The 16541-nt window shown below is 71.9% G+C and carries 20 protein-coding genes; 8 read left to right on the forward strand and 12 right to left on the reverse strand.

All coding sequences use genetic code 11. The annotated features are described in order from the left end of the window. Positions 1 to 12 precede the first annotated feature (12 nt). The gene (locus ACZ60B_RS14525; RefSeq protein WP_469386747.1) at positions 13 to 732 is read left to right on the forward strand and encodes a hypothetical protein; all 720 of its coding nucleotides are present in this window, start codon (positions 13 to 15) and stop codon (positions 730 to 732) included. A gap of 40 nt (positions 733 to 772) precedes the next feature. Here the strand turns inward: ACZ60B_RS14525 and ACZ60B_RS14530 are convergent, their stop codons facing one another. The 3 genes from ACZ60B_RS14530 to ACZ60B_RS14540 form a co-directional block, all read right to left on the reverse strand. Continuing rightward, a complete protein-coding gene (locus ACZ60B_RS14530) occupies positions 773 to 1702 on the reverse strand; it encodes an N-acetylmuramoyl-L-alanine amidase (RefSeq protein WP_469386749.1) in 930 nt (309 codons plus the stop codon). Positions 1703 to 1975: 273 nt separating this feature from the next. Continuing rightward, entirely contained in the window at positions 1976 to 2620 is a 645-nt protein-coding gene (locus ACZ60B_RS14535) for a DUF4232 domain-containing protein (RefSeq protein WP_469386751.1), read from the reverse strand. A 203-nt stretch (positions 2621 to 2823) separates the two neighbouring features. Then, on the reverse strand, positions 2824 to 3090 hold the full coding sequence (locus ACZ60B_RS14540; protein ID WP_469386757.1) for a hypothetical protein: 267 nt from the start codon (positions 3088 to 3090) through the stop codon (positions 2824 to 2826). A 690-nt stretch (positions 3091 to 3780) separates the two neighbouring features. Between ACZ60B_RS14540 and ACZ60B_RS14545 the strand changes: the two genes are divergently transcribed. Beyond that, positions 3781 to 4230 (forward strand): DUF7144 family membrane protein, encoded by a 450-nt coding sequence (locus ACZ60B_RS14545; protein WP_469386761.1) that lies wholly within the window; start codon positions 3781 to 3783, stop codon positions 4228 to 4230. 42 nt (positions 4231 to 4272) lie between these two features. Here ACZ60B_RS14545 and ACZ60B_RS14550 read toward each other — a convergent pair whose 3' ends face one another. Then, positions 4273 to 4590, reverse strand: a complete 318-nt coding sequence (locus ACZ60B_RS14550) for a GYD domain-containing protein (RefSeq protein ID WP_469386763.1) — start codon at positions 4588 to 4590, stop codon at positions 4273 to 4275. Positions 4591 to 4866: 276 nt separating this feature from the next. Here ACZ60B_RS14550 and ACZ60B_RS14555 point away from each other — a divergent pair, with 276 nt between their 5' ends. After that, a complete protein-coding gene (locus tag ACZ60B_RS14555) occupies positions 4867 to 5652 on the forward strand; it encodes a rhomboid family intramembrane serine protease (protein WP_469386765.1) in 786 nt (261 codons plus the stop codon). A gap of 313 nt (positions 5653 to 5965) precedes the next feature. Next, positions 5966 to 7315 carry a phosphatase PAP2 family protein gene (locus tag ACZ60B_RS14560; protein WP_469386767.1) on the forward strand — a complete coding sequence of 450 codons (1350 nt, stop codon included), beginning with the start codon at positions 5966 to 5968 and terminating at the stop codon, positions 7313 to 7315. A gap of 50 nt (positions 7316 to 7365) precedes the next feature. Here the strand turns inward: ACZ60B_RS14560 and ACZ60B_RS14565 are convergent, their stop codons facing one another. Next, positions 7366 to 7692, reverse strand: a complete 327-nt coding sequence (locus ACZ60B_RS14565) for a plasmid stabilization protein (RefSeq protein WP_469386769.1) — start codon at positions 7690 to 7692, stop codon at positions 7366 to 7368. An 83-nt stretch (positions 7693 to 7775) separates the two neighbouring features. Beyond that, positions 7776 to 8936 carry a glutathione-independent formaldehyde dehydrogenase gene (locus tag ACZ60B_RS14570; RefSeq protein ID WP_469386771.1) on the reverse strand — a complete coding sequence of 387 codons (1161 nt, stop codon included), beginning with the start codon at positions 8934 to 8936 and terminating at the stop codon, positions 7776 to 7778. A gap of 235 nt (positions 8937 to 9171) precedes the next feature. Between ACZ60B_RS14570 and ACZ60B_RS14575 the strand changes: the two genes are divergently transcribed. Genes ACZ60B_RS14575 through ACZ60B_RS14585 form a run of 3 tightly spaced genes read left to right on the forward strand, consistent with a single transcriptional unit; the run spans position 9172 to position 11076 of the window. After that, positions 9172 to 9876: a HemK2/MTQ2 family protein methyltransferase gene (locus tag ACZ60B_RS14575; protein WP_469386773.1), complete on the forward strand. Its 705-nt coding sequence runs from the start codon at positions 9172 to 9174 to the stop codon at positions 9874 to 9876. Beyond that, positions 9860 to 10072 (forward strand): CDGSH iron-sulfur domain-containing protein, encoded by a 213-nt coding sequence (locus tag ACZ60B_RS14580; RefSeq protein WP_469386775.1) that lies wholly within the window; start codon positions 9860 to 9862, stop codon positions 10070 to 10072. Before ACZ60B_RS14575 ends, ACZ60B_RS14580 begins: the two co-directional genes overlap by 17 nt. Continuing rightward, positions 10069 to 11076 carry an iron-containing redox enzyme family protein gene (locus ACZ60B_RS14585; RefSeq protein ID WP_469386776.1) on the forward strand — a complete coding sequence of 336 codons (1008 nt, stop codon included), beginning with the start codon at positions 10069 to 10071 and terminating at the stop codon, positions 11074 to 11076. The genes ACZ60B_RS14580 and ACZ60B_RS14585 overlap by 4 nt, the downstream gene beginning before the upstream one ends. On the opposite strand, the gene ACZ60B_RS14590 is transcribed toward ACZ60B_RS14585, so the two are convergent. From ACZ60B_RS14590 to ACZ60B_RS14615, 6 genes are all read right to left on the reverse strand, one after another. Then, positions 11073 to 12263, reverse strand: a complete 1191-nt coding sequence (locus ACZ60B_RS14590) for a flotillin family protein (protein ID WP_469386779.1) — start codon at positions 12261 to 12263, stop codon at positions 11073 to 11075. The genes ACZ60B_RS14585 and ACZ60B_RS14590 overlap by 4 nt on opposite strands. A gap of 11 nt (positions 12264 to 12274) precedes the next feature. Continuing rightward, entirely contained in the window at positions 12275 to 12526 is a 252-nt protein-coding gene (locus ACZ60B_RS14595) for a hypothetical protein (RefSeq protein ID WP_454400040.1), read from the reverse strand. A gap of 122 nt (positions 12527 to 12648) precedes the next feature. Then, on the reverse strand, positions 12649 to 12831 hold the full coding sequence (locus ACZ60B_RS14600) for a hypothetical protein (protein ID WP_469386780.1): 183 nt from the start codon (positions 12829 to 12831) through the stop codon (positions 12649 to 12651). Positions 12832 to 12877: 46 nt separating this feature from the next. After that, positions 12878 to 13027 (reverse strand): hypothetical protein, encoded by a 150-nt coding sequence (locus tag ACZ60B_RS14605; protein WP_469386782.1) that lies wholly within the window; start codon positions 13025 to 13027, stop codon positions 12878 to 12880. A gap of 49 nt (positions 13028 to 13076) precedes the next feature. After that, on the reverse strand, positions 13077 to 14768 hold the full coding sequence (locus ACZ60B_RS14610; RefSeq protein ID WP_469386784.1) for an outer membrane protein assembly factor BamB family protein: 1692 nt from the start codon (positions 14766 to 14768) through the stop codon (positions 13077 to 13079). A 112-nt stretch (positions 14769 to 14880) separates the two neighbouring features. Continuing rightward, positions 14881 to 15888 (reverse strand): glycoside hydrolase family 26 protein, encoded by a 1008-nt coding sequence (locus ACZ60B_RS14615; protein ID WP_469386786.1) that lies wholly within the window; start codon positions 15886 to 15888, stop codon positions 14881 to 14883. A gap of 223 nt (positions 15889 to 16111) precedes the next feature. Between ACZ60B_RS14615 and ACZ60B_RS14620 the strand changes: the two genes are divergently transcribed. After that, on the forward strand, positions 16112 to 16528 hold the full coding sequence (locus ACZ60B_RS14620) for a hypothetical protein (protein ID WP_469386788.1): 417 nt from the start codon (positions 16112 to 16114) through the stop codon (positions 16526 to 16528). Positions 16529 to 16541 lie beyond the last annotated feature (13 nt).

Below are 16541 nucleotides of genomic sequence, written 5' to 3' on the forward strand. Positions count from 1 at the left end.
CGTCGTCGTGGAGTGGGGGACGCGATTCAGTCGGTGCTGGTGAACATCGCGCTCGGGCTGGTGACCAGCCTGCTCGGCGGAGGCTTCGTATGGCTGGGGGAGCGGGCCAAACGCGCCCGGGAGCTGAACAGGCGGGCCGAGTTCTTCGGCGTCCGCCCCGGTGAGACCTGTCTGGTCGTGCTGGGCGGCAAGCACGACGCGCCGGGCAGCGCGCACTACGCGGACGTACGGGCGGTCGTGGAGTTCTCCCTGCTCGTGGGCGAGCTGGGGTGCGAGGCGGAGCTGGAGTCGGGCGACTTCCGGGGCGGCAACGGAGACCGCACCGAGTTCTGCCTCGGCGGGCCGCTGGGCTCCAACGTCCGTACGGGCGGCCACCTCGCCGCGCACCTGCCCGGGGTGACCGTCCACCCGTACCGGGCCGGGAGCCCGGAGTCGGTCGCCATCGAGGTCGGCGGGGAGAAGTTCCTGTACAACCGCCGCGACCAGGAGTACGCCCTCGTCGCGAAGTTCACGCCGAGGGAGTCCGGCCGGCCGGTGTTCCTGGTGTGCGGGCAGTCCGCGACGGGCAACCTGGCCGCGGTCCACTTCCTGCGCCGGGAGTTCGGCCAGGTGGCCGGGCGGCTGCCCTCCGTCGAACGCTTCTGCCTCCTGATCAAGGTCTCCGACATCGGTACGTACGACCACCACCGGGCGGAACTGGAGAGGGACGTCTCCGCGGCCGCGTTCGCCTGACCCGGACCCGTCGGACGGCGACGGTTCGGACGGCGACGGTTCAGACGACGACGGTGAACAGACCGACGGTGTCGCCGAGCCGGGTGAGGGAGACCTTGCCGGGGACGCCGTTGGCGTCGGCTCCGGTGTAGCCGAGGTGGTGCTGCCACTTGGCGTAGGCGGCGACGGTCGTGGAGCCGAAGGAGCCGTCGCCCGCGAAGGCCCGGCCGAGGTAGCCCAGCTCGACCAGGGCCGCCTCGACGAGATTCGTGCCCGCCATATAGGTGACATGGCCCTGCCTGGCACCGGGATCGGTCTTCGCGGCGCGCACCAGACGGGACAGATCCACACGCGGCCTGGACGCCGTGCCCGCGCCGGGCGCGGCCGGACCGGGCTTCGTGCGGACCGCCGCGAGCTGCTTCTTCACGTCGGCCCGGAAGTCGTCCATGTCGAAGCTCGGGTCGATCTTGCCGGGCTGGACCTCCTTGTGCCCGGCGACGGACCGCTCCGACCAGCCGTGCGCCCGGCACAGGGCCGCGGCCCACAGCACGGCCTGCCGGTACTGCGCGTCCGGGTAGGGATCCCGGCCGTTGCCGAGGTTCTCGATCTCCAGGCCGTACAGACAGTCGTTGCCGTCGGCGTCGGCCTCGTCGTCGTGCGGAAGCCGGGTCTCCGCGCGCAGCGCGTGGAGGACGTCGAGGTCGACGGCCCCCGCGTGGTTGGCACGGCCGTGGCCGATCATCCACAGACCCTCGGTCCTGCCGAGCCAGGCATGGCACAGCGGTCCGGGGAGATCCGCTCTGCCCTTGAAGCAGAGCTCCTTGTCGCCGTGCCCGGCGGTGTGGTGGATCAGCACGCCGATCACGGGACCGAAGTGCCTGCCGGTCGCCGCGTCACGGTTGTGGGTCGCCCAGCCGGCGTGCTCGTGCACGGTGAGGCCCTCGGCCTTCAGCGCGGCGAGGGTCTTCGCGGCGGACAGCGGGGTGGCCATGGACTGCGGTCCTTTCGTCGGCCCGGCGCGGTGGGCGGGCACGTCTGACGAGGGAGGGGAGGCGGCGCGGCCGTCCCCGTCCCGGCGCGGTCGGCCCGATGGCGGGTCGGCCGTCGCCGTACCGGGCGGTCGTCCGTTCAACCAAGAATCCCGGAACCGTCTGCCGTGTGGGGCGAAAACGTCATATTGCCCGCGCAAACGGGCGGCGCCGGTACCACCGGCGCCGCCCGTCACGCGTCCGTCCTCGCCCTGCCGCCGGGGTGTCCGGCCCGGTCAGGAGAGCCTGGTCCTCCCCACCGGGGTGACCGTCACCTGGTTGTCGCACTCGACGATCTCGCCGTTGTCCAGGGCTGCCTGGTGGGACCCCGCACCCGGCAGCCCGATCACGAGCGTGGGGTAGATGACCGGATCCGCGCCGGACGCGCAGTAGCCGTCGGCCTCGCCCTGCACCTGGACGAAGTTCAGCTTCGACCAGGCGCTGCCGCCCGGGTCCACCCGGACCGCGGCCGCCGTTCCGAAGGGCAGTTCCTTGAAGGGGGTGTTGTGCTGCGGGGAGCCGTTGGCCGCGCCCGCCACCGTCGGATGGCCCTTGAGCTCGCAGGGCTGGTCCGAGGTGTTGGTGAACTGGACGATCACCGCTCCGGTTCCGGTGCCGGCGGAGCGCTGGACCGCCTGACGCACGGTCACCTTCAGCGCGTCGGCCGCGCACGGCTCGGCCGGGCTGCCGGATTCGGCGGACTCGCTCGCCACCGGCGGCAAGGACGGGCCGTTCACGGCGGACGCCGAGGAACTCGGCCGGGCCGAGGTCGACTTGGTCGCGCCGGAGTCGCCGCCCGACTGGCACGCGGTCACCAGCAGGGCCGTCGAGGCCGCGGCCAGCGCCATCATCGTCGTACGGATACCGTTCCTGTGTTGCATGTCGTCCCCCGAAGTCGGAGCGCGCCGGGAGCCGGTCGCGCCGACCGTCGCCGGGGGCCGCCCGGCCTGGGGCTATCACCCTGCCGCGACGCGGATCGGACGGTCGGCAGACACGCCGGGACGCCCCCCGTGGCGGTGGGGGAGCCCCCGGGACGTACCGGGGGCGGGTACCGCAGGTGGCGTAGCGACGCCCGGTGGGACGCTCAGCCGGGAGCCTGGCGGCAGGCCTCGACCGCCGCGGGATGCGTCACGCCCGTCTCGGTCAGCGCGCCGACACAGCCGTCCCGGTCTCCCACCAGGCCGTGGTAACAGGCCATCCGGACCGCGTCCGTGACCTCGGAGCCCTGGTCCTGGACATGGTTCTCGCACGCCCGGAGGTCGGCGTGGGCCGCCGGAGCGGCCAGGGCGACACCGCCCAGGGCGAGGGCCAGACCGGCGAGAATGCCGGGGATGCGAGCCGACGGACGCATGGGGACACACCTGCTCTCGGTCGGGTTGCTCGTATTTCGACGCTAGAACACTCTCCGAGGGCATGCACTCCCGGCCTCCGGGGGCCTGCTCCGGGGGGCTTTCGGCCCGGAAACAGGCCCCGCGTGCACAAATGGCCCAATGCGGTCAGCATGGAGGGGAGATCTGTGACAGGGGTGCGCGGCAGCGGGTGGGCGGAGCGGGCCGCGGGGACGGGAGGCGCTCTGTCGACATGCCGGACGAATGGCGAAAGATCTGTCATGCCCATGAATATTCGGCGGATGTGTCGGACGGCCGTCGCGGTCTGCGCGGTCCCCCTGCTGACGTTCGGCGGTACCGCTGCCGCCGGCGCCGCCACCGTGACCGCCGCCTCGCACGCCTTCGCCGTGCAGCAGACCACCCCGGGTGAGATCCTCAACCTCGTCAAGGCGGAGCGCGCGAAGGCCGGTTGTCCGGCCCTGCAGATGAATCCGCCGGGTGGTCCAGGTCTTCGGCGCCCCGGCGGGCTGGCCGGGCCGGTATCCGGGCTCCGGACCGCCGCCCGGCCGTCCTCGGACCTCGGGACTCGGGACTCGGAAGAAGGGGGTGCCCCGGCGCGGGGTGCCCCTTCGTCCGAGGCCCGACAAGATGCCGCCCGATAAACCGGGCGATACGCTGATGAAACGTCATACTCCGGCAGGACGGAGACCGAAATGACCACTCACTCCGCCCGGCCGGGATCGGCCGGAGCCGCCCCCTCCCCTCATCGCGGGCCGCTGTCCGGAACCACCCTCTTCGGGGCCGTGCTGATGCTCTTCGGCGGTGTGATGGCGATCTTCGAAGGGATCGCCGCCATCGCCCGCAACAGCGTGTTCGTCGTGACACGGCACTACGCGTTCGAGTTCAGCCTGCGGGGCTGGGGCTGGGTCCACCTCGTGCTGGGCGTCGCCCTCGTCGTCGCGGGAGCCGCCCTTGGCCTCGGCGGCGCAATGTGGGCGCGTTATCTCGGCGTGTTCGTGGCCAGTCTGGGCGCCATCGCCAACTTCCTCTGGGTGCCGTACTACCCCTTGTGGGCGATGATCCTGATCGCCGTCAACATTCTCGTCGTCTGGGCGCTGTGCACGGGCGCGCACAAAGAGGTCGACACCGCCCGGACCCCCTGACGGCGGGAGTTTGGGCAGCGCGCCTCGGCCGCGCCCCGTCGCTCACGCCGGGGCGCGGAAGGTGACCTGCCGCCGGGCCGCCTCGTCGATCTCGTCGAGGGTGAGGAGGGGAGTGGCCCGGGTGCGCAGGGCTCCGCTGGCCTTGACGGCGAGACTGATGGCGGCCATCGAGACCGGGTCGGGAAGGTCGATGACGAGCACGATGTCGTCCTCCCCGAAGGCGAAGTACATCGCCTCGACCTGCCCGCCGTGGTCGGTGACGACCTGGTCGACGGCGGCGCGGCGGCCGCTTCCCCCTTCCTTGAGCAGGCCTTTCGTGCCCTCGGGCGTGTAGCTGGCCTGGATGAGGAACTTCGCCATCGGGACGCTCCCTGCTGATCGCCGGTCCGGTACGGACAAGGACCTTCCCGCCGCGGCACGGCACGCCTCCCGGTGGACGGCCTGATTCACTCGATGGCAGCCACCGACCGCCGACGGTACGACCGCCGACCGCCGTCAGTCGCCGTCAGTACGGCCGCCGGTCGCCGCCAGTACGGTCGCCGGTCGCCGGCCGTACCCCTCCCCCTGGGCGAATCGGGCGGGAATGCCTAGAGTTCATCGGGTGCGGAAACGGATCCGCCGGGGAGGGGAGCGGCCGTGGGTGGAGCGGACCGGGACCGGGCGGGCGGCGGACCTGCCGGACCCGAGGAGATGATCGCGGAGGCGCGGAAGGCGTTCTTCGTGATGTTCGGGTTCCTGGCGTTCGTCTGGCTGGCGCAACTGGCCAACTACGCCGACCATTACGCCCTCTCACGGGAGTACGGCGTGGTCTCCGGCGACCTGGGCACCCTGCCCGGCATCCTCACCGCACCCTTCCTGCACTGGAGTTGGGAGCACATCGAGAGCAACTCGGGCCCGCTGTTCGTCTTCGGGTTCCTCGCCGCCTACCGAGGCGTGGTCCGCTTCCTCGGGCTGAGCCTGCTCGTGGCGGTGACCAGTGGGCTCGCGGTGTGGTTCCTGGAACGAGGGGGTGCGGAGACGGTGGGCGCCAGCGGTCTGATCTTCGGCTACTTCGGTTATGTCGTGGTCCGCGGGCTCTTCGACCGGCATCTGATCGACACACTGATCGGTGTCGTCATGGCGGCCTCCTTCGCCTATCTGCTCACCGTCGCCGTGCCCGGGACGCCCGGGGTGAGCTGGCTCGCACATCTGGGCGGGCTGATCGGCGGCCTGGCCGGGGCCTGGCTCTTCCGGGACCGGCGCTCACGCGGCCGTCCGGTCCGCCGACCCGGCGGCGCGCCCGGTGCTCCCGAGGCGGCCGCCCGCGCAGGCTTGCCGGCCCGCGCGGATCACCCCCGGGCCGACCTGCACAAGGAGCTCGGCGATCTGGGTCTCCTCCAGGCCCCGCCCCTCCTGGGACCTGCTGCTTCCCCGTGTTCGTGAGGCCGCCGTGATCACAATAATGTGACAAACCTTCATTCAATGGCCATCTATCTTCACGGCTCTTTCACGCCCTGACATGCTGCTCCGGCGAATACCCCGGACCGCGCCGGAAGGGACGAGCCGGAACCCCGGCGGTGGGCTTCTCGTCTTCCCCCGTCGAGCGGGCCGCTCTCCATCCAGGAGAATGCGCCCGGATCGGAAGGTGAGGAACGAAATCCGCCCTGACCCCCACCGGAATCTAACAAATCGGCCAAAATTGAGACATAAGATATCGCAGGCTTTTTCGCGAACAGACGACAGAATCAATTTCTCCGTGTGGCGTCATCCGCGGGCGGGACTCTGGGCGGCGGCGGGTGTCGTGGCCCTCGGATTCCTCGTCGCGCTGGAGATCGTCGCGCATCACTACGACCTGCCGGGGCCGATCACCACCGGGGTGCGGGAGTTCGTGTTCCCCCCCAAGTCGGGAGCCCTGCTGTACGCGGGCCTGGCGCTGACGGCGCTGGTGCTCACCTGGCGGCAGCGGTTCATCGCGTTCGGCACGGCGATCGGTCTCGACCTCGTCATCGCGGCGGTCCGCTGGGCGGCCGGCGTCCAGGTCACCGAGGGGCACCCCTTCGGCAACGGCGCGCTCTGGGCGCTCACGGCCTGCGCGGTCGTCGCCGTCACCCGGCGCACCGGCCGGGAACGCGTCCTGCTGCTGAAGGGCGTCGGGCTGGGCGTGCTGCTGGTGGCCGGCCGCAAGACCGGCGACATCTGGCTGCACATCACCGCGAAGACCCGCCCGATGGTGCTCGACCAGTACGTGGCGACCGCCGACCACGCGCTGGGCAACCCGTCGTGGCTCATGGGCCGGCTCGTCACGGCCAGCGGCCCGATCGGCTTCACGCTCCTCGACTTCGTCTACGGCCAGCTCGCGGTGGCCGCGGTCCTCGTCGCGCTGTACCAACTGCGCCGCGTCGCGGTCGAGCGCCGCTTCCCGCGCCATCACCTGGTGCGCACCTTCCTGGTGATCGGCCTGCTCGGGCCCGCCTTCTACATGATCTTCCCGGTGGTGGGACCGGTCTTCGCCTACGGCACCGGCGCCGGGCACTGGTCGCACCTCAGTCTGTGGTGGCACACGGACCCCGACGCGCAGTGGGCGGTGGCCGACCTGTGGCCGGGCACGCCGACGCAGGTCGCCGCCCCGCGCCATATGCCGTTCGACGGTCTCACCCCACGCAACTGCATGCCCAGCCTGCACACGGCCTGGGCCGTCGCGATCTTCATCCACTCCCGGAAGGGCCCACGGGGCGTGCGCTGGGCCGGCACGTTCTGGCTGGCGGCCACGCTCTGCGCCACACTCGGATTCGGCTACCACTACGGCGTGGACCTCATCGCCGGCGTGGTGTTCACCCTCACGATCGAGGCGGCCCTGCGCGCGTACGACCGCGGCTGGGACCCGGCGGGGATCCGGCTGGCCGCGTACGGCACGGCGGTCTTCACCGCGCTCCTGCTGTCGTACCGCTTCCTGCCGCTGGAGATGGCCAGGCACCCGTGGCAGGCCGGACCGCTGCTCGTACTGGCGCTGCTCTCGGTGATCTACGGCTACGTCCGTACGACGGCGCAGTGGGAACCCGGCGTCGCGTCGGCGCGGCAGCCGCGGCCGCAGCCCGAACTCGTCTGAACCGTGCCTGCGCAGGCCGCCGCCGCCTCGGGCCGCGGCGGCCTGGGCGGTCAGCGTCCGAGGGCGTTCGCCAGCTCCTTCTTGTTCATCGAGGAGCGGCCGTGGATGTTGCGCTGCTTCGCCTCCTCGTAGAGCTGGTCCCTGGTCGGTCCCTCCGCTCCGCTGTGCGAGCGCTGCCCGCCGCGCTGGGAGGCGGACTTGGGGTCACGGAGCGAGGTCTTGCTCGCGGTCTTCGACTCGCCCGCCCTCGCGCGCTCCTTGTTGACCGTCCGCGCGGCGATCTCCTCGGCCCGCTCGGTGGACTCGCCCCGGTCCTCGGCGCTCTCCTTGATGTGCTCGTACTGTCGTTCCCGCTTGGGACTCGATCCTGCAGGCATTCCGTTCCTCCTCGCTCGTTCCACCCGGACCGCACGGCCTCCGTGCGGCGGGTTCCCCGCGGCGGCCCGCCGACCCGTCCGGTTCAGCCGTGGCCGTCGGGGTGCAGGATCACCTTGGTCCAGCCCTCGTCCCGGTTGTCGAAGTGCTCGTACGCCGAAGGCGCCTCGTCGAGGGCCAGTTCGTGCGAGACGACGAATCCGGGCTCGGCCCGGCCGGAGGCGATCAGGTCGCGCAGGGCGCGGTTGTACCGCTTCACCGGAGCCTGTCCGGTCCCCATGTGCTGGCCCTTGAACCACATCAGGCCGTAGTCCAACGGCACCTTGCCCCGGGCCTCCAGCTCGCCCTGTGCCTCGGCGCCGCCCGGGTCCTCGGGGAGGAACACGCCGACCACGCCCAGCGATCCGGTGAAGCGGACGCAGTCGATCAGCCCGTTCAGGGTGAGGGAGGCGTCCTCCTGCCCGCTCGGGTCGTGAGCCTGGCAGCCGACGCACTCACAGCCGTTGTCGGCGCCGAGACCGAGCGTGGCCTCCTTCACGACCTCGGCCGGGTCCTCCCGGCTCGTGTCGATCGCGATGGCGCCGATCTCCTCGGCCTTGCGCAGCCGGTCCCGCTGGTGGTCGGCGACCCAGACCCGGCCGGCGCCCCGCAGCATCGCGGAGTACGCGGCCATCAGCCCGACCGGTCCCGCGCCGTGGACGACGGTCTGGTCGCCGGGCCCGACCCCGGCCATCTCGGTGGCGTGGTAGCCCGTCGGGAAGATGTCGGCGAGCATCACGTACTCCTTCTGCCGCTCGACGGCGTCCTCGCCCAGGCGCAGGGCGTTGAAGTCGCCGTACGGGACCCGCAGGTACTCGGCCTGGCCACCCTGGTACGGCCCCATCCCGGCGAATCCGTAGGCGGCGCCGGCCGGCGCGGGTTCCGGCTGCATGGTCAGGCAGTAGTTGGTCAGGCCCTGCTCGCACTGCTTGCAGAAGCCGCAGGCGACGTTGAACGGCAGGACCACGTAGTCGCCGACCTTCACCTTGCTGACCGCGGAGCCGGTCTCCACCACCTCGCCGAGGTTCTCGTGCCCCATGCAGCGGCCCGCCTCGAAGGACGTACGCCCCTCGTACATGTGCAGGTCCGAGCCGCAGATGTTGGTGGCGGTGATCTTGACGAGGATGTCGCAGGGGTGCTCGATCCTCGCGTCCGGCACGTCCTTGACCGTCACCGTGCGCGGTCCTTCGTAAACTGCGGCCTTCACGGTCACTCCTTCCACGCCGCTCCGGTCCGGCCGGCCGACGGGCGGCTGAGGCGCTCCCGCTGGGTGTGCTGCTGTCGTACGTGTGTGCCGGGTCCCCGTGCGCGATTGCGATGAAACGGGGCGAACGGGTCTGCCGCTGCCGTGACGCCCGGTGCTGTCGTCCTGTGCGGTGCCGTCGTTACGTCTGTCGCGCCGGGGGTACGCGGGGACGCGAGGCACCGAGACGACCATCGGGATGACCACCGAGATGACCACCGAGACGACCACCGACACCTCCACCGCGGCACCCCGGTTCCGGGGCTGGATCCCGCCGGGGGTGTACCGGCCGGGGACCGACACCGCGCTGCTCGGCCGGGCGCTGGGCCAGGAGCGGATCACCGGCCGTACCGAGGTGCTGGACCTGGGCACCGGCAGCGGGGCGCTCGCGGTGGAGGCCGCCCGCCGGGGCGCCCGGGTGACGGCCGTGGACATTTCCTGGGCGGCACTGGCCACCGCCTGGTGCAACGCGCTGTGGAACGGGCGGCTGGTGCGCGTGCGGCACGGCGACCTGGCCGCCGCCGTGACCGGCCGCCGCTACGACCTGGTGGTCACCAACCCGCCGTACGTCCCCGCCCCGCCCGGCGACGGCCCGCCCCGGGGCCGGGCCCGGGCCTGGGACGCCGGCCCGGACGGCCGGCTGCTGATCGACCGCATCTGCGCGGCGACCCCGGCGGTCCTGCGCCCGGCGGGCCGGCTGCTGATGGTGCACTCCCGGCTGAGCGGCGTGGAGGAGACGCTGGCCCGACTCGGGGCGGCCGGGATGAGCGCGGAGATCGTCGACCGGGCCCGGCTGCCCTTCGGCCCGGTGCTGCGTTCCCGGCTCGGCTGGCTGCGCGAACGCGGACTGGTGGCCGACCGTACGACGGAGGAACTGGTGGTGATCCGTGCCGAACACGCCTGAACGCCCCCGCCGCATCCGGGTCCAGCGCGACGGCCCGCTCCTGGTCGAGGGGCCGGTCGAAGTCGTGGGCGAGGACGGCGAGGTGACGGTGTCACGGCGCTTCCAGGTCGCCGTCTGCACCTGCCGCCGCACCCGCACCCCGCCCTGGTGCGACACCAGCCACCGCCGTCGTACCCGACAGGACGAGGCGTCGTGACCGCGGTGCGCCTGCCCGACCCGCGCGGCCCGCTCTCGGACGCGCTCGTCGCCGTACTGCGTGGCTCGGACCCCCCGGACCACGGCTTGCGGCCGCTCGCCGCCGAGGCCTACGGCGACGACCTCCAGCTCACCCTGTACATCCTGTACGAGCTCCACTACCTCGGCTTCGACGGCGTACCCGACGACAGGGAATGGGACCCCCGGCTCCTCGCCCTGCGCCGGGAGTCGGAGATCCGCTTCCTGGACGTGCTGCGCGCGGACGTGCCGGTCGGCCCGTCCGACACCGCCGAGCGGGCCCTGGACGAGCTCCAGCTCGAACCCGCGGGCGAGGTCGACGGCAGCCTCTCCCACTTCCTGCGGGACCACGGCACGCTCGACCAGTTCCGCGAGTACGCCGCGCTGCGGTCGCTGTACCACCTCAAGGAGGCGGACCCGCACGCCTGGGTGATCCCGAGACTGCGCGGACGGGCCAAGGCCGCCATGGTCGCGGTGGAGTTCGACGAGTTCGGCGCGGGCCGCGCGGAGGACATCCACGCCCAGCTGTTCGCCGACCTGATGGCCGGCCTGGACCTGGACACCTCCTACGGCCACTACCTCGACGCCGCCCCGGCCGAGATGCTGGCCACCGTCAACCTGATGTCCCTGTTCGGCCTGCACCGGGCCCTTCGCGGGGCGCTCGTCGGCCACTTCGCGACCGTCGAGGTCACCTCGTCCCCGGGCTCCCGCCGCCTGGCCCAGGCGCTGCGCCGGCTGGACGCCGACCCCGCGGCCGTCAGGTTCTACGACGAGCACGTCGAGGCGGACGCCGTGCACGAACAGGTCGTACGCCACGAGGTCGTCGCCGGTCTGCTGGCGGACGAGCCGTCACTGGAGGCCGACGTGGTGTTCGGGATCCGCGCGACCGGCCGGCTGGAGGAGCGGCTGGCCGACCGGCTGCTGCCGGCATGGCGAGCCGGCCGGTCGGCGCTGCGTACGGACCGCGGCTTCCGGGACGGGTCCTAGTCGACGTCCACCGGACCGTCGTTCGGCTTCGTCCGCTTGCCGGTGGGCAGCTGGAGCAGGCGGTCGGCCGTGCTCTTCGAGGAGCGGTCGCCGTCGGAGTCCTGGTCCTTCCCGTTCAGGTTCTGGCGGACCGAGTCGAGGATCGTCAGACCCTGGGACACCAGCCCGGCGGCGATCTCGCCGAGGCCGTCCGCACCGTTGAGGACGTTGACGTTGGCGCCCGCGAGGCCGCCGGCGGCCTCCTTGACGATCTGCGGGAGCTGGTCGATCAGCATCCGGTCGAGCGCGACCCGGTCGTACGAGGCGGCCGCCTCCGCCTGGATCTTCATCCGCTGCGCCTCGGCGGCCGCGAGTATCCTGACCCGCTCGGCCTCGGCCTCGGCGGGCTTGACGACCTCGGCCACCAGCTGCTGCTGGCGCAGCTTGGCCTGGCGCTGGGCCAGCTCCGTCTGGGCGGCGAGCACCTCCTGCTGGGCGTGCGCCTGCGCCAGCGGTCCGGCCTGCCCGGCCTGCGCCTGGGCGCGGTCCACCTCGGCCGAGTACTCGGCCTTGACGATGGCGGTCTGCCGGGCGTACTCGGCCTGCTTGCGGGCCGCGGCCTGCTCCGCCTCGACCGCGGCCTGGGTGGCCTGCGCCTGGGCGATCTGCGCCTGCCGCTGGATGGCCGCCTTGTGCGGCGCGGACATCGCGTCGATGTAACCGGTGTCGCCGTCGTCGATCGACTGGATCTGGAGCGAGTCGACGGTCAGCCCGATCTTCGCCATCTCGGTCTTGGAGGTGTCCAGGACCTCCGCGGCGAGCTTCTGCCGCTCGGTGACGATCTCCTCGACCGTCATCGAGCCGATGATGGCCCGCAGGTGACCGGCGAAGATCCGGCCGGTGAGCACCGACATCTGCTCCTGGTCGGACAGGAACCGCTGACCGGCGTTGATGATGCTCTCGTGGTCGTTGCCCACCTTGAAGGCGATGACCGCGCGGACGTGCAACGCGATGCCCTGTCTGGTCACACAGGTCTCGGTGACCTCGGACTCGCACATGGAAAGGGTGAGGAACCGGACCTTCCGGAACACCGGCAGCACGAACTTCCCGTGCCCCGTGACCACTCGGAACGGCGCGCCCCCCAGTCCCCGCCTGCCTCCCGAGATCAACATCGCCTCGTCGGGGGCGGGTACGCGGTATCCGAACATGCCTGAACTCCTCAGCCGGCGCCGGCGGTGTCCCCGTCCAGCGCGTCCAATGGATCCACCCACTCGATGACGCCCACCTCACGGCATCCACGTGATTCGATCACGAGCACCGTCGTGCCCACCGGCAGGGGGGCGTCGGACCAGGCGAGGAAGGTCTCGGAGCCGCCTCGGACGCTTACGAGCACCTCGCCGGGGCCGGTGGAACCGCGAGTCCCGATGAGTACCTTCCCCGTGCAGCCGATCACGGCCTCGTCCTGCGGCATCACCGGCCGTCCTCCTCCCACTGGCCCCATGATTCCGACGATAGACCCAGTCCGCCCGGGACCCAACGGGCGGGAGGGCCCTGGCTGAGCCGCCGGGACACGAGGACTCCGGAGGGGTGGCGCTACCGCTTCCGCCGCATCCGCCGGGCCCCGAACACGGCCAGCCAGATCAGCAGCGTGAAGCAGCACATGACGCTCACGGTGGTCCAGGACTCGCCGTCCCACCAACGGGCCCCCGCGGCAGCGAGCCCGAGTGTCGATGCGCTCGTGACGAGGGCGGCCGCTCTTCGTGTTGTGCGTGACATGCCACCTGTCTACACGCCCTCCCGCGCCGCGGGGGAGCGAACGGCGTCAGCAGCGGTCCTCGACGGGGACGCCGACGAACCCGCACGCGGCGGACCGTCCGAACGCGCCGTCGTGTCGCGTCGCCCCGAGGGCGTACCCGCCCGCGGCGAGTGCGACGGCTCCCGCGCCGGCCGGCGCGATCATCGAACGCTTCATGGCCGGGGATCGTATCCGTGCAGGTCGGGGCTGTGAACACCCCCTTGCCCTACTGGTAGAGCCGCACACCGCCGTTCGATCCGAGGGCGTTGAGTTCCAGCACTCCGCCGTCCGCGGTGACGTACACCGTGCCGGCGGTGAAGTTCCACTTGCCGGTCCCCACCGGCAGGCCCGCGACCGGGGTGGTGCGGCCGGTGCGCGGGTCGACGGTGACGAGCTGCGGGGCACCGGACGTGGTGACGGCGTGCACCGTGTCGTCCGCGCCGGACGCGGGGACGGCGAGCGCGGCGGAGCGGACGGTCCAGAGTCTGGCGCCGGTGGCGGTGTCGAAACCGTCGAGCACCGCGCTGCCGGCGGCCACGGCCGGGGTGACCAGGACCTTGCCGTAGAGCCGGGCGGAGTGGTCGGCGCCGGTTTCGTTGCCGGACGTGAGTTCGTCGTTGCCGACGGCCAGCTTGCGACCGTTCCCGGAGGTGTCGAAGACCCGTACAGCGTCCTCACGCGTGGTGTGGACGGTGGCGATCAGCGGTGCCCCGGACAGGATGTGCGTCACCTTCGAGTGGCCCGACGCGGCCTTGCGCCAGATCACCTTCCCGGTCTCGCCGTCGTACGCGGTGAGGGTGAACCGTGTCTTCTCGTCGAGGCAGAAGTCGTCCACCAGCACGGTGCCCTCGACGCCCCAGTCGTAGGCGTTGCAGTAGTGGCCGCGGGCCTTGTAGCCCCATACGCGGCTGCCGGTGCGGGCGTCCACGCCGCCGAGGAAGTTCTCGCTGACGACGGTGGCGACGTCGCCCTGGAGGTAGGTCGTGGCGGCCGCCGCCATGGGGTGCTTGGCGCTGGTCAGCGGCATGGACCAGAGGATCTTGCCGGTGGAGGCGTCGACACCGGCCAGCCAGGTGCAGGCGCTGCTGTCCGGGCCGAAGGCGACCGTGCCGATGCCCTCGGCGCCGATCGTCGGCGACATCGCGCAGGGCACGCTGCCGCGCTTGGCGAGGGCGGGGAGGTGTGCGGCTTTCCACACCTGCTCGCCGTCGGTGAGGTCGTAGGCCCGCAGGCCGCCTCGGCTGCCGGCCCGCACGAGCAGCTTGTCGGTGAGCCAGCTGCCGATCAGCGCGTCGTCGGAGGCGGCCGCCGGTATCTCCCATTCCTGGGTCAGCTGCTCGGAGGCGACGGCGGCGGCGTCCTCCTGCTTGACCAGGACGGAGGCGGTCCCGCCGGCCGCGACGAGGACGGCGAGGGTGAGCACGATCCGGCCCCACCTGGACTTCCCGCTCCGGCCGCCGCCCGCGGGGGGCTGCGGCTGCGCGGCGGCAGGCTCGGGACGGCGGAGGAACTCCGGGTCGAGGACGGGGGTCGCCGCGGACGGGTGTCCGGCCCCCTGGCCGGCCGATTCGCCGCCGCGCCGGGGCTGGGAAGTCCGGTGACCCGGCTCGCGCGGGGGAGTCCGATGGCCGGGCTCGCGCTGGGCCCGGGCCTCCGCCCGGGGCTCGGGGACCCGCAGCGGCATGGTGGCGTCCCACCGCGTTCCGGAGGACCTGCCGTACGGCTCGGCCGGCGGCCGCTCGTCCCACGACGGCTCGTCCCGCGACGGCTCGTCCCACGACGGCTCGTCCCACGGTGCGGACGGGGCCGGTTGCGGCTGTTCCCGGTACGGCGGCCGGCCGGCGGCCGACTGGCGGGGCCGGAAGGCCCAGCCGTCCTCCTGCGGAGCCCCCTGGCCCGGCGACGATTCCGTCGTCAACTCGTGATCTCCCCCTGCTCGGGCACGCATCCGCATGTGCCGACCGCACTGATGCGCGATGATAAAGGTCGTTTCTTGCGGGCTTGCGCCCGGCTTCCCGGCTCGCCCCGGATCAGTCGGTCTTGAACGAATGACCGAAGCCGTTGCGGCCCGACTCCACCTGGAACGCGGCCCGCGCACCCGTCGAGGTGCTGATCCGCCAGTCCATCAACTGCTTGCCGCCGGGCCAGTCCTTGCGCTGGTCGTACCAGACGAGCCCGATGACGCCGGCCTTCGCGGCGCCCTGGAACAGGTCACGGATGTGCGCCTCCTTCTGGTCGCTCTGCGCCACCCCGGTCTCCGCGATCAGCACCGGTTTGTCGGAGAAGCCCGCGATCTGGCGCATGGTGGGGGCGAACAGGCTGGAGAAGGCGACGCCGTCGATCGGCCCGTAGTAGCCGATCAGGCCGACCCAGTCGACGTAGGCGTCGCCCGGGTAGTAGGGGCGCAGCGCGGCGGGCGTGCCCGTGTCGACCACGTGCGGGGTCCACACCCAGATCACGTTGGTGACGTCCCGCTCGGCGAAGACGTCGTGCACCCGCTTCCAGGCCGCGACGAAGTCGGCGGGCTTGGTGTGCTCCGGCCCCCAGGAGTTCCACGGTCCGTTCATCTCGCCGGCGAAGGAGAGGGCCAGCGGGCCGTCGTAGGAGGCGATCTGGTCCGCCAGCCGGCGGATGTACGCGTCGTCCTCGCCCGCGGCGATGCCGCTGAGCGAGGTGTCGGAGGGCACCAGCGCCAGCATGGGCAACTGGCCGTGCTGCCACAGGTAGGCGTTGCCCTCCGGGTCGAAGTCGTCGCCCCAGGAGTCGTAGTACTCGCGGACGTCGGGGGCCCGCCCGGCCTCTTCGGCGAAGGTGGTGACGATGTCGTACTGCCAGGGTGTCTTGTCGTCGACGACGCCGAGCGCGCGGCCGGACGGCTTGAGCATCGACGAGGCGTCGAAGTGCGCGGCCGGGGCGGTGGTCGTACCCGCCCGGGCGTCGCCCCCGCCGCCCGCGCCGCAGGCGCTCACCAGCAACGAGACGGCGGCCATGAGGATCGCGGCGACTGTCGGGCGGCTGCGGCGGCGGGCTATGGCCATGCGTCAGGGTCCGTTCGAAGCAGAGTGGCAGGCGACGTCGCCGGAACTCTACGAGACCCGCGTGACTTTTACAGAATCTTCATACTAGTCTGACGACATGATCGGGAGCGGTCGGATAATCTCCCTCTCCTCATGCATTCTTCGCTTTTTCTGCCCTACTTGCTGCTTTCGGTGGCACCTGACCGGCAGTTGTGACACGACGTAGGAAGGCTCGGGGGCCTCGATGACCAGTACCTCCACGGAGGTCGAGCCTGCTCCCGTCTTCGTCGACCAGACCGGTCAGCGCGGCCGCCGGCTGCGCGGTCTCGGCTGGCTGGTCGGCATCGTCTGCACCGGCTGCGTGGTGGCGATGATCTCCGGCCTGGTCGGAACCCAGTCGCAGGCGCCCGCGATGAAGATCCCCGGCACCGCGAACACCACGCCGCCCGGCCAGTACCTCGACGCGCCGCTGCCCGCGGCTCCCGGCGCCGCAGGGCCCGGAAAGGGCACCACCGCCACCGCGGCCGGATCCGACGACATCGCGTCCGACCCCGCGTCGACGGCGGACGGTACGGCAGCATCAGACGCCACCGCGTCGGCTACCGCGACCACGACGGACGGTACGGCGGCGGCAGACTCCGCGACCGTCACCGCGCAGTAGTCCCGACGCGACC

The sequence above is a fragment of the Streptomyces sp. NPDC104096 genome (genome assembly GCF_055584385.1).

Bases quoted from the DNA above. Each gene is read 5' to 3' on its own strand.
- ACZ60B_RS14545 (WP_469386761.1), top strand. From the start codon at position 3,781: ATGACCACTCACTCCGCCCGGCCGGGATCGGCCGGAGCCGCCCCCTCC.
- ACZ60B_RS14530 (WP_469386749.1), bottom strand. From the start codon at position 1,702: ATGGCCACCCCGCTGTCCGCCGCGAAGACCCTCGCCGCGCTGAAGGCC.
- ACZ60B_RS14535 (WP_469386751.1), bottom strand. From the start codon at position 2,620: ATGCAACACAGGAACGGTATCCGTACGACGATGATGGCGCTGGCCGCG.
- ACZ60B_RS14600 (WP_469386780.1), bottom strand. From the start codon at position 12,831: ATGTCACGCACAACACGAAGAGCGGCCGCCCTCGTCACGAGCGCATCG.
- ACZ60B_RS14575 (WP_469386773.1), top strand. From the start codon at position 9,172: ATGACCACCGAGATGACCACCGAGACGACCACCGACACCTCCACCGCG.
- ACZ60B_RS14540 (WP_469386757.1), bottom strand. From the start codon at position 3,090: ATGCGTCCGTCGGCTCGCATCCCCGGCATTCTCGCCGGTCTGGCCCTC.
- ACZ60B_RS14620 (WP_469386788.1), top strand. From the start codon at position 16,112: ATGACCAGTACCTCCACGGAGGTCGAGCCTGCTCCCGTCTTCGTCGAC.
- ACZ60B_RS14590 (WP_469386779.1), bottom strand. From the start codon at position 12,263: ATGTTCGGATACCGCGTACCCGCCCCCGACGAGGCGATGTTGATCTCG.
- ACZ60B_RS14615 (WP_469386786.1), bottom strand. From the start codon at position 15,888: ATGGCCATAGCCCGCCGCCGCAGCCGCCCGACAGTCGCCGCGATCCTC.
- ACZ60B_RS14565 (WP_469386769.1), bottom strand. From the start codon at position 7,692: ATGCCTGCAGGATCGAGTCCCAAGCGGGAACGACAGTACGAGCACATC.
- ACZ60B_RS14550 (WP_469386763.1), bottom strand. From the start codon at position 4,590: ATGGCGAAGTTCCTCATCCAGGCCAGCTACACGCCCGAGGGCACGAAA.
- ACZ60B_RS14605 (WP_469386782.1), bottom strand. From the start codon at position 13,027: ATGAAGCGTTCGATGATCGCGCCGGCCGGCGCGGGAGCCGTCGCACTC.
- ACZ60B_RS14595 (WP_454400040.1), bottom strand. From the start codon at position 12,526: ATGCCGCAGGACGAGGCCGTGATCGGCTGCACGGGGAAGGTACTCATC.